This is a genomic window from Paenibacillus sp. AR247, from assembly GCF_002968895.1.
Classification (GTDB): domain Bacteria; phylum Bacillota; class Bacilli; order Paenibacillales; family Paenibacillaceae; genus Paenibacillus_AQ; species Paenibacillus_AQ favisporus.
Window position 1 is genome coordinate 1,216,298 of sequence record NZ_PCZT01000009.1, and the last position, 13,210, is coordinate 1,229,507.

Sequence of the window (13,210 nt, forward strand, 5' to 3'; positions counted from 1 at the left end):
ATCGCCTGGGAAGCCCCGCTCTGCATAATCGCCCGGGTGAACAAGCCTCGGGCTGCAGGCATTGCAAGCAGCGCTGCGATGCTCATACTTCCCGCCGACTCACCAAATACGGTCACCTGCTGAGGATCTCCGCCGAAAGCGGTGATGTTGTGCTTCACCCAGCGCAGCGCTTCGATTTGGTCCAGCAGACCGGCGTTGCTTACATAACCGTCTTCGGACTCTCCGGAAAATGGAGAAAAATGCGTAAAACCGAGAGGACCCAGCCGGTAGCTGAGGCTGACGACAATTAAGCCTCCCCGGCGCGCCAGCTCGGAGCCGTCATAAATGGGCAGTCCACCGCCGCCCGTCACGAAGGCGCCGCCATGGATCCACACCATGACCGGAAGCGGCTGCGGTGCCGGCTCGTCAGGGGCCCACACATTGACGTACAGGCAGTCCTCGGACTGCGGGATCTGATCCCGTTTCAGTCTAAAAGCGCCACCCGTGGGGTTGACGCGCTGCGGGGCAAGCGGAACCGTCATGTCCCCGGATCTGACGCCTGCCCATGGCCGTGCAGGAAGCGGTTTCCGGAAACGCCGCTCGCCGACGGGGGGCTCGGCGTAAGGAATCGCCTTCCAGGTCCGGACGCCGTTCTGAACATATCCTTGAATCAGGCCATTATGAGTACGGATGAGGAGTTGGTCCAATTTGGTTAACATCCTTTCTAGCGTTGGAATCGTTCTACCATTGTAACACTAAAAATTGGACAAAGCCTAACCGAAGCTCGGTGCAAAAAACCATCTATCGACGACCACTTAAGGAAGCCAGCGCCAAGAAAAAAACCTGTCTATATAGACAGGTGCTAATCGCTTGTGAAGCAGGCCGGTATCGGCTGCCTTTATCTAGCCGCCCCTTCCTTTTGGCTGCGGTAGGCCCAATGATTGGTCGGACCGCTCCCGCCGCCAATACCGAGCGCGTTCTCGATGGCCGCCTGGATGAATTCACGGGCCGTCCGCACGGCCTCGTTGACCGGGTTCCCTTTAGCCAGCTCAGCGGCGATCGCAGCCGAGAAGGTACATCCCGTTCCATGCGTATGACGCGTGTCAATCCGGCTTCCTTCCAGGGTCGAAAAGGATTTTCCGTCGAAAGTAAGATCAACCGCTTTGTCAGACGATTCGTCATGTCCGCCCTTGATCACAACCATCGCCGGACCGTAAGCCGCAATGCGGTAGGCCGCCTCGCAGCGTTCCTCCATCGACCGGATCGCCATCCCCGCGAGCACTTCCGCCTCCGGAATGTTGGGCGTGACGACAGCAGCCAGCGGCAGCAGCTTGTTCTTCAGCGCGTCAACAGCGTCCTGCTGCAGCAGCCGCGCGCCGCCTTTGGCGACCATAACCGGGTCGACGACCACATTCCTCCAGCCAAAAGCGGCTATTCGTCCTGCGACGGCCTCAATAATATCCGCGCTGAACAGCATGCCGGTTTTGACCGCATCCACGCCGAGGTCGGTGCCCACGGCATCCATTTGTTCGGCTGCCGCAGCCGCAGGAAGCGGATAAACGCCTTGTACCCCGAGTGTGTTTTGAATGGTAATGGCTGTAATGGCCGACATACCGAATACGCCGAGCTCCTGGAACGTTTTGATATCCGCCTGGATGCCTGCCCCGCCGCCGCTGTCAGAACCGGCTACCGTCAATGCTTTCGGGATGCTCATTGTACAAATCCCCTTCCTGCCGACTCCAGAAGAGCCGTAATGGTTCCTTCCTCCAAAGGATGCCGGTCCATCCCAGACAACGCGTCGAGGAAAGCGATTTGGAAGCTTCCCGGCCCCTCAATACCCGTCCGCTCATATGCCCGAACGGCCGCTTCACCGTAGTAAGCCAAGGCGGCCGCGCCAGCGGACAGCAGATCGGATTCGACCGCTCCAAAAGCGGCGATCACCGATGTCAGCAAGCAGCCAGTCCCCGTGACTTGGGTCAGCATCGGATGTCCGCCCCGGATCAAGTATCCCCTCGTTCCGTCGGTGATCACATCTTCTTGCCCGGTAATGGCGACGAGCGTCCCCAGACGGTGTGCCGCCCGTGCCGCCAAGTCGGCGGGAGCGGCCTCCCCGGCCTCCCCTGCGTCGACACCTTTTATCGCGCCGGTTTCACCAATGAGATGGGCAACCTCCGCTGCGTTGCCCCGAACCAGTGACACACGGACCTCGCGCAAAATCCGCAGCGCAGCCTCCGTGCGAAATGCGGTCGCTCCCGCGCCGACGGGATCCAGGAACACCGGAACGCCATGATCATTTGCCGATCGGCCGGCGATGACCGCCGCCTCCACCAATTCGCTGCTCAGGGTTCCGAGATTCAGGACGACGGCTTGGGCGACCCGGGCCATATCGGCCACCTCCTCTTTGGCATAGGCCATAACCGGAGAGGCGCCAAGGGCAAGCAGGCCGTTGGCCGTAAAGTTGGTCACGACCACATTCGTCATGTTGTGAATGAGCGGACGCTGCTCTTTTATCCGTAAAGGAAGCTGGATAAGTCCGGACGGAAACATATCGGCGGTCATCGTCCCACCCCTTCCGCTGCAGCCAGGGAAACCGGCCAATCCTCAAGCGTAAACGCCATATCCCAGAACATGTACTCCAGCTGACAGCTGGTCAGAAAATGCTCCATCAGCCGTTTTTTTCTTGCGGGAGGAAGACCCTCCGCCCATTCGTCGAGCAGCCGCCGCAGCTGTACCGTTACGCCGCTTTCCCGGTCTCCGTAAAAGTGCATCCATTCATAAAACGGATGGGATTTCTCCGGTTGGACTTCCTCCAGCAGACGTTGGCCGATTTCCGTATAGGTCCACGGGCAAGGTAACAGCGCAGCTACAATATCCTCAAGTCCCCCCTCGTGGGCAACGTTCAGCATATGCCGGATGTAATGATTGGCCGATGGAGCCAGCGGATAGCCTTGCAGTTCCTCATATGCAACACCGGCGACATCACAAAAGTTTTTGGTGGGGATGCGTTTCGCTGTTCAAAATAAACGAAATCTGTTCGTTAAAAAGCGCGGTCGTCTGCCGGCAATCGCATCGGGATATGGCAATGCCATAGATCCGGATGTAGGCATTCAGGTATTCAAAATCCTGCTTCACATAGTGAATCAGCTGCTCCTTGGACAAGGTACCTTCCGCAATCCCCCGTACAAACGGATGCTTGAAGATCGCTTGATAAATGGGATCTGCCGCATGTCTCAATTCTTCGGTAAACCGGGCCATGATAATGCACCTCCGTTAATTTTGACGAAAATCGCATGTTCGAGCGCGGGGAAGCCAACACAAAAAAGCCGCCCCGAAATGGAGCGGCCGCTATTTGCAGTGTCATCCTGAATGTATCTCATCAAGAAAGTTGCGTATGTAAAGGCCTGCTCCACTTCCCTCCGCCGGTATTAACCGGATCAGGTTCAAAGGGTCCAAGCGATCACTTGTCTCAGCTGCCTCCGCAGCTCCCCTAGTGGATTTTCGTATGATATTTTACAAGTTCATGATTAACTGTAGCTCCGTTTGCCGGTGTTGTCAAACAAAAAAAGCTGCCGGCGGGATACCGGGAAAAAGCTTGTCGATCGTTTATGCGGATCTCCTTCCACCTTCAAGTGTTTATCTTTTCAACGCGTATGAAAGGATCATCACGACGATGACGACAGCGGCATAAATGATAGCTGCCGTTCGATAACCCGATCCGTACAGCGCAGCCGCGGCCAGACCGAATACGATCAGCTGCAGCACAGCCCGGACGGGAAGCGTCACCGGGAAGGTCGCTTTCGGTGCGACATACATGCCCCAAAAAACAGCAACAACGACCGGCGAACCTATTCCTGCCACGATACGGATCCACAAGGCGGTATCCAATTTAAATCCCCACAGGCAAAAGGCTGCCAGTGCACACAGCTCCATTAGAAAAAAGATAAGGTCGATCACAATCATTGCCAAACCCTCCATTTTGGGCCGGTCAGGGCCTTTGGAATGAAGCCATTCTCAGTAAAATTATGCCGATTGTTTCTTGCCTCTCGCGGCGAAAACTTTTCCCCTCTCACTCCGGCTTGTGAGCTTTCACAATTAAAAAATGCGGGTGATGCAGAATCCGCTGGTAGAAGTCGGCCGACTCCGGCAGCCGCTCCAGAAACTCGGGAACGGGCCTTGGTTCGACAAGCCGGTCCAGTACAAACCAGCTTGACGTCATATTGACGATTTCCTGCAGGGGTCTGCGGAAGAACGTCACTTCAACGCTGCCTGCCTCTTTCTTCGTCCACCAGTCTACAAGCAGCTCCCGTGCAAAATAATCCGGTCTCTTAAAAACGGTAAAGTCCATAAACGGATGATGCACCGAAAACAAAAACGTTCCTCCAGGCTTCAATACCCGCTGAAACTCACGGAACAAAGGATCCCAGTCTTCGATGTAATGCAGCGTCAGCGAACTGAGAATCAAGTCGAACTTATCGGCTCCGTATGGCAGCGGTTCGCTTAGATCGTGAACCCGAATCTCCGCTTGACTGCCGACTCTCCGTTTGGCCGCCTCCACCATATCGGGACTGAAATCGATCGCCGATACCAATGCGCCCCGGGAAACGAACTGCTCGGTATACCATCCTGCAGCGCAGCCTGCATCAAGGACATGAAGTCCGGACATATCCGTTGGCAGCAGCTCCAGCATGGCCGGACGCTCGTAGTATGCGTTGGCGCCGCTGTCCGAATCGGTATGCAGTTCATAGTCCTTGGCGAGCTTGGTATAAGCCTCGAGCACCCTCTCTTTCATGCAACCACCTCCGTAGACTCGCTATTCTCCACCATATTATACCAACCAACAGAAAGGTTGGATATAAATAAACCAGCTTTATGTAAGCTGTGCAGAACTTAGTTGCGGCAGGATGCGTTATAAATGACAAGAACAAGTTTGAAGGCGGGGAATGTCTTTGTTAAAAAGCGTTTCTTTTTGGCTCACGTTATGTATGATTCTCACATGCATACTGGATGCCTCCGGACAGGGCTTGGCCAACATCATACTGATCCGGCTGAATCCCTTGCTTGAATCCTTGCTGCATGACCCGGTGTACTCGGGCTGGCTGTCCGATAAACATGCCTTCGTAACGAACAGCTACTTTATCCCCTTACGGTTCCCGGCGTATCTTCTCTCCATCGTCATGGCTGTCATCATCGGGGCGGCGGTTGATCTCCTCATTTACGGGATGAAGCGTGGATTGGCTCGCCGTGGCCATCCGAGGTCGACATCATGACCCCTAGATTCTGGTTTTCATGCTTAGCATCACGACTCCTCATTACTCGTCCAGTAACAGTAACAGGCTGCCTCTCGGCAGCCTGTTACGCTTGATTTATTTGCTTTCAGCGGTTTTCACGTCTCTGAAGGGCAATGCCTTCTGCTACAGGATGCCCATCGTCCCGGCAATTTTTGTTCACCTCCGCCTTAGCGCCTCCTGCTGCGAGCGGTATTCGAGCGGCGCAACGCCCTCCATTTCCTTGAAGACCTTGGTAAAGTGCTTCACGTTCTCGAACCCGGCCCGCTCGCTGATTTCGTACACTTTCAGGTCCGTGCTGCCGAGCAGCTCCTTGGCCTTACGGATCCGCAGCTTCCGCAAGTGGCTGACAAACGTCTCCCCTGTATACTCCTTGAAAGCTTGGCTGAAATACGAATAATTCAATGAGACATGATTGGAAACGACGGCCATATTCAAGTTTTCATGAAAATGCTCCTCGATATAGACGATCGCCCGCTGAATCTCGCTCTGGTCAAAATGCATCGACCGCATCCGTTTCACATAATCGCTCAGCAGGAAGAGCAGGCTCTCCAAACTATGGAAATAATCATGAAAATGGTTGAAGTTGTACAGATTCCCCACCTGCTTGTGGAGTTTTAAAATGTCGACGGATTCCTCGCCATAGGTTTGAAACACCTGGTCGAATACATGCTCGTTAAAAGCATGGCTTATCCCTTCCAGATACCCGATATCATATTGAAGAATCGTCCGGATATCGAAAATATGCTGCAGCAGCCGGCTCAGCTCGGCATCCCGATCCAGTCCGAGCAGGTTGGCCGTCTTCCGGATGTCTTCCACCGGGATGCGGTAATCCGTCCGTTTGCCGGACAGCTCAGTGCTCCGAATGAGTCCCGGCATGTTTTGGAACAAAAAGTACTTCAACGCCCGGCCGGCCTGCTGGTAAGCTTTCTTCACCTCCCCTGCACCCGCCATCCCTTCGCTGATACCGGCCCGGATGGCGCTGGACGACTGGCGGATGATTTCCTCTCCCAGCCGGTTGAACGGAGCAGCGGTGTCGGTAAACAATACGAGTTTGCCGTCTTTGTCATAAAAACGGATATGACGTTCACCCGGCAGCCAGCCGATCATCAGGTCCACATAAGCGGTGAATTCGTCCCAGCCGGCTTCCCGGTAGCGTTCCGGGACGAGGACCAGCGCGGCGTATCCGCCCGCATCCAGCCAATCCAGTCCCGCCTGAAGGACCACATCCCGAATGGCGTGCTCGTCCATGCCTTCCTGCAAAAACAAATACTGCAGCCGGCTCACCGCATAATTTTCCTTCAGCGCCTTCGTTCCGCGCAGCTGATCAGCGATTTCTCCCTTGCGGATACGCTCTTCGTCAAGGCGCCGCAACGTCCGGAACAGCTCGTCACGAACGATCGGCTTCAGCAAATATTCCTTCACATTGCAGCGAATCGCCGCTTTGGCATACTGGAAGTCGTCATGACCGCTTAGAATAACCAGATCCGGCCGCGCCTCCTGATCCTGTATACGGTTAATAAGCTCAATTCCGTCCATCACCGGCATACGGATGTCGGTAATGACCAAGTCCATTTCCGTCTCGTCCATGACTTGAAGCGCCTGCTCCCCATTCGCGGCAAAGTACAGTGCGTAGTCGTCGCCGAACTCGCGGCGAATCATCGCTTTCAGGCCATCCCGGATATTTTTCTCATCATCAACGATTAGCAGATTGCACATGGGCAGGCACACCTCCCGCTAGAATTAGATAAGGCAGCGTCATCGTGACTCGTGTAAAACTTCCTTCGGTGCTCTCCACCCGGATCCCGTGCGACTTCCCGTAAAACATGACGATACGCTGATCGACGTTCCGCAGTCCGATGCCGCTGCTTTCCCCGTCGTTCAGCTCCTTCCGCATTTGCTGATAATCCGCGTCTTCCAGCCGGATCATCAGGTTGATCTTCTTCAGTTTGGATTCGGGAATCCCGTCGCCATTGTCACAGACCTCGATAATGATGCTGTCCCCCGATACATAAGCATGTATAGCGATTTCCAGCTTTTCGCCCTCGGAACGGGAACCCATCCCATGCTTAACGGCGTTTTCGACGATGGGCTGGAGCGACATCTTCAGCACTTCCTGTTCCATATGGACCGGCGGAACGTTGATGTTAAGCACCAGATTGTTGTCGTAGCGTATGTTCATGATGGCGATGTAGTTTTGGATATGCTCCAGTTCATCCCTCAGCCGCACATGGTTGCTGGTCCACTGCAGGTTGTAGCGCATCATACGCCCGAGTGAGGTGAGCGCATCGGAAATCGTGTATTGGCCCTCAATTTCGGCGAGCATCTTTAAGTTTTCGAGAGTATTGTACAGAAAATGGGAGTCGATCTGGTTTTTGAGCGACTTCAGCTCTGCTTCCTTGGTTGCCGCCTGGCGGTTCACCGCCTCGACGATCAGCTCATTCATCCGTTTGAGCATCTGGCGGAAATGATGCGCCAATTCTCCGATCTCATCCATGCTCGTAATGTCAATTTCGAAATTAAAGTCGCCTTTGCGTACTTTTTTCATCGAATCGCGCAAAATGTTCAGCTTTTTCAAAATCAAGGAATGCAGGATATAGGACGTGGCCGACAGCAGAGCGATCAGAATAATCGTGGCAATGATAATCGTATTCCGCCGTTTGCTGACGTCCGACAAAGCGCTTTTTAGCGAAACGACGTTGAACAGATAGCTGTCCAGCGGCTCCATATCGCTCGGAATGCACAAATATGGCGTCCCGTTATAGGTAAAGGTAAACTCGTGGTCGGTCTTCTTGCCGTGCTTGGCGAACTCGGCCATGATCGTTTCGACGGGGAGCGTTTGCATCAGGCTCAGGGACGGGTTGGTAAACGCTTTGCCCTCCCGGTTCACCACGATCATTTGTGAGCTTGTATCCTGTACGCTGCTGAAGGTTTTCATAAAAAAGTTGTTCAGCTCCATCGTCACCTCCAGGATCCCGTTATGCTTATCGTTCGGATATTTGATCTCGCGCAGCAGCGTGACAAAATCGCCGACCTGGTCGCTGGCCACCGTGCTGTTCTTGATCACGTCCTTATTCGTCGCGCTGATCTCCCACCAGACCAGTCCGTTGCGCCGAAGAACCGTCTGGTACCAGGGCTTGTTCTTGATTCGGGATTCTTTGAAAATAACCGGCCAAAACTCTCTCACGTTCGGGTTTTCCGAATACAGCCGGATGTTGGCGATGTTCGGATTGTTAAACAGATAGTACTGAAAGCTGGAGAACGTCTTCATCTTAAAATCGATCAAATCGGCCGTATCCAGCTCCTCCCGGCTCTGCAGATACTCATTGATCTCGCTGTTGGAGATGGCCAGCTGGGCCGTCCGTTCCATCACCTGCATGTTGTTGGCCACGTTCGTTTTCTCGATCTCCAGAATATACTGGTTTTTCTTGGTCAAATCTTTGATCGTATTCAGGTATACCCCGTTGAATAAATACCAGGAAACCAGGGTGATCGGGATCAAAATAATACAGATAAACGATAGGATCAGCTTCAATTGAATCGGCATCCGGCCGATGGCGGTCGACAGCCTGGCCATTCGATTCCGGGCAAGTTCGATCATTGTCGCAAGCACCACCCAGCCCAATTATGGTAATAAGCCTGAAAATCCGCGAGCAAAAAATCGCGGATTCCAGGCTTGTGTCAGAAGGCGCTTATTTGTTGAGCGCTTCCAGTTTTTTGACGTTTTCTTCGTATGCCTTTTGACGGTATGCGTCAATTTTGTCCTGTTTGTTCTTGTTGCGGTCTTCGATGTAGCTGTTCCACATGTTGTCGAAGTCGGCATCCGATTTGGCCAGCAGCAGTTTCGGCAGCAGTTTGCCCCAATTCCGTGCGTTTTTGCTGCCGGCAACCCCCTCTTCGGAAGTGCTCGGCGGATCCAGATTGTCGAATTCGGACATGCTGATCGATTTGCCCTTCGTCCAGTCCGCCATCTGTTTCTGCGGATCGACGCCCGGCGGTGCCCACTGCAGGTTCATGTTCGTATCCATCAGCATCCAGTAGGTGTAGGACGCACCGTATTTCTGGTCAAACGCGGTGCGGTCCGTGTTCAGCAGCTTCACGACATCCGGCAGGAACTGGTCTTTGCCGTCGATATTGTCGTAAGTGACGCCTTTTTCGCCAAGGAACATGTCCTTGTTGCCTTCCTCGCTGATCAGGTAAGTCAGGAACTCGATCGCCCGCTTCTTATCCTTCACGTCCTTGGAGATCAGGGTCAGCGTCCAGCCGGAGATGCCAGGACCGGAAAGGGTCGGCGCGTCCTTCTTGGAGTTGGCCGGACCGTTGATCGCGATGTACGCAGAATTCGGGTCCTTCTGGTACAGCGACATGTTCTGCGCATCAAAGTCGGAGCGCTGGTACAGCATCGCGAAGTAGCGGCCCTGCGCGATTTTTTCTTCCATTTGCGGACGCTTGTCGATGAAGATGTCCTTCGAGAGCAGTCCCATTTCGTTGGCTTTGCGGAAAGTCTTCAGCCAAGAGATGTATTCGGGATCCAGGCGTCGGTCGTACAGTTTGCCGTCCTTCTGCTGCGGGATCGCCAGGAAGTTCTGGAGATAGCCTTCGAGCGAATAGTTGCCGGTCTCGCTGAATTCATGCAGTCCGAGCGGAATGAGCGGCTGGCCGTTCACTTCCGGGAATTTCTCCTTCGCCAGCTTGAGCGCATTCAGGAACCCTTCCGGCGTGCTCATATCCGGGCTGCCGATGGCTTCATACATGTCCTTGCGAACCTCGAACGTTTGGTTTGACGTGAAGTTCGAGCCGTACTTTTTGTAATCTTCAGGAGAGGACGATGCGTTCGGATAACCGTAGATGTTGCCGTCCGGCTGCGTGTACCATCCCAGTTTAGCAGGGTCGGCTACTTTGAAGAAGTAAGGATCGTATTGATCGGCCAACTCGTTCAGCGGAAGCACGAGCTTGCCCTCGATCATCTTCTTGACGGCTTCCTCGCTCCAGCCAGTGATGAAATCCGGCAGCTTGCCGGAGGCGATCATGGTGTTCAGCTTCTCGTTCTCATTTCCCGCCGGAACGATAAAGTTGATGCTGACGCCCGTCTTCTTGGTGACATATTCGGCAGTCGCGTCGCCGCCCCATTTTTTATTGAACCACGAAAAGTTCATGTACCAATCAAACGTGATTGGTGCGTTGTCCGACTTCCAGCCCGGCTCATCCGGATTCGGTTTGGCTTCCCCGCCGCCCGTGGACGACGTGTTCTTCGCATCCGTGCTTTCGCTTGTCGCGGCAGTGCTGCCGCCGTTTGTCTCGCTCTTGCCGCCGGAGCAGCCCGCAAGGGACAGCGCCATCGTGAACACGACGGTCAGAGCGATCATGGAAGTCATGAGTCTGCGCGATTTGCTCATGGATTCTAACCCCTTTTCTTTCGTTAATCTATTAACACTCCCGCCAGGCGGGACTGATAACCATGAATAAACCCGGATTCCCGGTTACTCCTTGATCGATCCGATCATGAAGCCTTTTACAAAATACTTTTGCAGGAACGGGTACACGAAGACGATCGGCGCGGTGGTAACGACCATGGTAGCCAGCTTCAGCGATTGGCTCGTCACCGACACCGCCATGCCGCTTGGCATGGATGCCAGCATCTGGTTGGAGCTTGACTGCGCAACGACGCGGTACAAATACGTCTGGATCGGCTGCAGGTTCGTATCATTAATGAAGATCATCCCAGTAAAGTAATCGTTCCATTGGTACACCCCGTGAAAGAGCGCGATTGTCGCCACCACCGGCATGGATACCGGAATGATGACTTTGTAGAAATTTTAAAATCGTTCGCCCGTCGATCTTCGCTGCTTCTTCCAATCCCGGGGGAATCTCCCGGAAAAACGACAGGAAAATGATCAGGTCGAAGAAGCTGAATGCAGCAGGTATGATATATACCAGAAAATTGTCCAGCAGATGCAAATCCCGGATCAGCAGGTAATACGGAATGAGGCCCCCGCCGAAGAACATCGTCACCGTGCCGATGAACATATACAGCTTGCGTCCCACAAGCTCCCTTCTGGAAAAGGCATACGCCACCATCGCGGTAAAAAACACGTGAACCGGGGTACCGATCAGCGTCTTGGCCACCGTGACCCCCATAGCGGTCATGATGCCCTCGCTGCGGAATACGGCTTGGAAGCTGTCCAAGCTGAACTGCCGCGGCCACCAGTAAATGCCGCCCCGCATCGCATCCGCCCCGTCATTAAATGCGTTCACGATGACGTACCAGATCGGATACAGCGTGACGAAGCAGACGATCAGCATCAGCACGGAGTTGAATATTTCAAAGATCGCGCTCGAAGCGCTCTGGCGTTTGAATGAATACACGAAGAGTCACCGCCGTCCCATCAGAATAAGGAAGTATTGTTAAGCCGTTTCGTAATGCTGTTGGCTCCAAGCAGCAGCGCGAGAGCGATCACGTTTTTGATCAGTCCGACCGCGGCCGCGTAGGAGTACCGGCTCTCTGCCAGACCAACGTTGTATACGTAGACGTCTATGACGTTGCTTGACGTTTCGTTCAGAGAGTTGCGCAGCACGAGAATCTGGTCGAAGTTGGAGTTCAGGATGCCGCTGACGGCCAGAATGAACAAAATGGAAATCGTGCCTTTGATCGAAGGAAGCGTAATGTTCCACATTTTTTGCATCCGGCCCGCCCCATCGATCGTAGCCGCCTCATACAGCTCCGGAGATACGCTCGAAATCGCCGCCAGGTAAATGATCGCCGACCAGCCGATCTCCTTCCAGATATCTGAAGTGACGACGATGGACCAGAAGTATTTGGGCTCGGCCAGGTATGTAATCGGCTGATCGATCAGGTGAAGCGCCATCAGCACCTTGTTGACGATGCCCACATCCGCCAGCCAAGTGGCGAGGATGCCACCCAGAATGACCCAGGACAAAAAGTGAGGCAGGTAGGAAATCGTCTGAATCCACTTTTTGAACACGATCGAACGGATTTCGTTCAGCAGGAGTGCGAACAGGATGGGCAGCGGAAACCCGATCACCAGCTTCAGGAGGCTCATCCCGAGCGTATTTTTGATCACGTATCCGAGACTGTCGTCCTCCAGGAATTCCTTAAAATGATCCAATCCGACCCACGGAGCCGAAGAGATCGAGTGAATAATGTCGAACTCTTTAAAAGCAATGATGACCCCGTACATCGGGATATAATTGAAAACAATCATCCAGGCGACGCCCAGCAGAGCCATAATCTGCAGATAGCGCTGGCCCACAATTTTCCGCCACAGCTTCCTCTCTTTCGCCTTCTCGGCGGCAGGTTCCCACTCGGCTTCGATACCGGCCCTTGCGTTCATGTTCTGGAAAGCACCCCGTTTCTGAAATCTCTTATGTAAGCCCTTTCAGGTACTAATTATAGGCGGCGGTTCCTATGAAAAATAGTCTTCAAATTTTAGTTAAGGTTTCTAAATTTCAGGTGGCATCCGGTGGTGAAGACAGAAAAAAGCCCCGAATCCGACAGAAGGTGCCGGAACCGAGGCTTCTAAACCTTAGTTTCTAATGTGGAGCGTTACAAGTTTTCATTGATTTATTTGACGACGTTGGACAACACGTCATCGATGATTTGCGTATTGGCGATCGTTCCCGAGTACAGCCAGCTGGAATGATCGTCAAACTCATACACATGGCCTTCCTTGACGGCCGGGATGTTGGCCCATACCGGATCCTTCAGCAGCTCATCCTTCGATACGCCGCGGCTGTTGACGATAAACAGATAATCGGCGTCCATTTGCGCGAATTTTTCCAGCGAAACCTGGTTCCAGCTCACCGTGCCGGTTTTGGACAGTTCTTCTACCAATTTAGGCTTCGCGAGTCCCAAATCATCATAAAGCACCGAGCCGCTGGACAGATGGTCGCTTGAGACGTAGATGTCTTTGCCCGTCACCCAAAGT

Annotated in this window: 11 protein-coding genes, 2 pseudogenes and 1 riboswitch; of the genes and pseudogenes, 1 reads left to right on the forward strand and 12 read right to left on the reverse strand. The window is 53.7% G+C overall.

Annotation, left to right across the window (positions count from 1 at the left end):
• The 6 genes and pseudogenes from CPT76_RS37365 to CPT76_RS13775 form a co-directional block, all read right to left on the reverse strand.
• Window positions 1-686, reverse strand: a 686-nt coding sequence (locus tag CPT76_RS37365) for a carboxylesterase family protein (RefSeq protein WP_258168408.1), incomplete at its 3' end; no start/stop codon positions are given.
• Window positions 687-877: 191 nt separating this feature from the next.
• Window positions 878-1,693 carry a bifunctional hydroxymethylpyrimidine kinase/phosphomethylpyrimidine kinase gene (gene thiD, locus CPT76_RS13755; RefSeq protein ID WP_105443315.1) on the reverse strand — a complete coding sequence of 272 codons (816 nt, stop codon included), beginning with the start codon at window positions 1,691-1,693 and terminating at the stop codon, window positions 878-880.
• On the reverse strand, window positions 1,690-2,538 hold the full coding sequence (gene thiM / locus CPT76_RS13760) for a hydroxyethylthiazole kinase (protein ID WP_308737578.1): 849 nt from the start codon (window positions 2,536-2,538) through the stop codon (window positions 1,690-1,692). Before thiM ends, thiD begins: the two co-directional genes overlap by 4 nt.
• Window positions 2,535-3,234 (reverse strand): annotated as a pseudogene (gene tenA / locus CPT76_RS13765) (thiaminase II). Before tenA ends, thiM begins: the two are co-directional and overlap by 4 nt.
• A 139-nt stretch (window positions 3,235-3,373) precedes the next feature.
• Window positions 3,374-3,478, reverse strand: a riboswitch (TPP riboswitch).
• A 134-nt stretch (window positions 3,479-3,612) separates the two neighbouring features.
• A complete protein-coding gene (locus CPT76_RS13770; RefSeq protein WP_181152838.1) occupies window positions 3,613-3,939 on the reverse strand; it encodes a YrdB family protein in 327 nt (108 codons plus the stop codon).
• Between the two features lie 106 nt (window positions 3,940-4,045).
• On the reverse strand, window positions 4,046-4,768 hold the full coding sequence (locus tag CPT76_RS13775; protein ID WP_105443317.1) for a class I SAM-dependent methyltransferase: 723 nt from the start codon (window positions 4,766-4,768) through the stop codon (window positions 4,046-4,048).
• A 232-nt stretch (window positions 4,769-5,000) separates the two neighbouring features.
• Here CPT76_RS13775 and CPT76_RS13780 point away from each other — a divergent pair, with 232 nt between their 5' ends.
• Window positions 5,001-5,246 (forward strand): hypothetical protein, encoded by a 246-nt coding sequence (locus tag CPT76_RS13780; protein ID WP_146116242.1) that lies wholly within the window; start codon window positions 5,001-5,003, stop codon window positions 5,244-5,246.
• A 177-nt stretch (window positions 5,247-5,423) separates the two neighbouring features.
• Here the strand turns inward: CPT76_RS13780 and CPT76_RS13785 are convergent, their stop codons facing one another.
• The 6 genes and pseudogenes from CPT76_RS13785 to CPT76_RS13810 form a co-directional block, all read right to left on the reverse strand.
• Entirely contained in the window at window positions 5,424-6,983 is a 1,560-nt protein-coding gene (locus CPT76_RS13785) for a response regulator transcription factor (RefSeq protein WP_105443319.1), read from the reverse strand.
• Window positions 6,961-8,865, reverse strand: a complete 1,905-nt coding sequence (locus tag CPT76_RS13790; RefSeq protein WP_258168410.1) for a cache domain-containing sensor histidine kinase — start codon at window positions 8,863-8,865, stop codon at window positions 6,961-6,963. The genes CPT76_RS13785 and CPT76_RS13790 overlap by 23 nt, the downstream gene beginning before the upstream one ends.
• Before the next feature lie 91 nt (window positions 8,866-8,956).
• Window positions 8,957-10,660 (reverse strand): type 2 periplasmic-binding domain-containing protein, encoded by a 1,704-nt coding sequence (locus CPT76_RS13795; protein WP_105443320.1) that lies wholly within the window; start codon window positions 10,658-10,660, stop codon window positions 8,957-8,959.
• An 84-nt stretch (window positions 10,661-10,744) separates the two neighbouring features.
• Window positions 10,745-11,567: pseudogene (locus CPT76_RS13800) on the reverse strand (carbohydrate ABC transporter permease).
• 83 nt (window positions 11,568-11,650) lie between these two features.
• Window positions 11,651-12,616, reverse strand: coding sequence for an ABC transporter permease (locus tag CPT76_RS13805; RefSeq protein WP_105443321.1), 966 nt, complete (start codon window positions 12,614-12,616; stop codon window positions 11,651-11,653).
• Window positions 12,617-12,846: 230 nt separating this feature from the next.
• The coding region (locus CPT76_RS13810; RefSeq protein WP_181152839.1) for an ABC transporter substrate-binding protein at window positions 12,847-13,210 on the reverse strand (364 nt) is incomplete at its 5' end.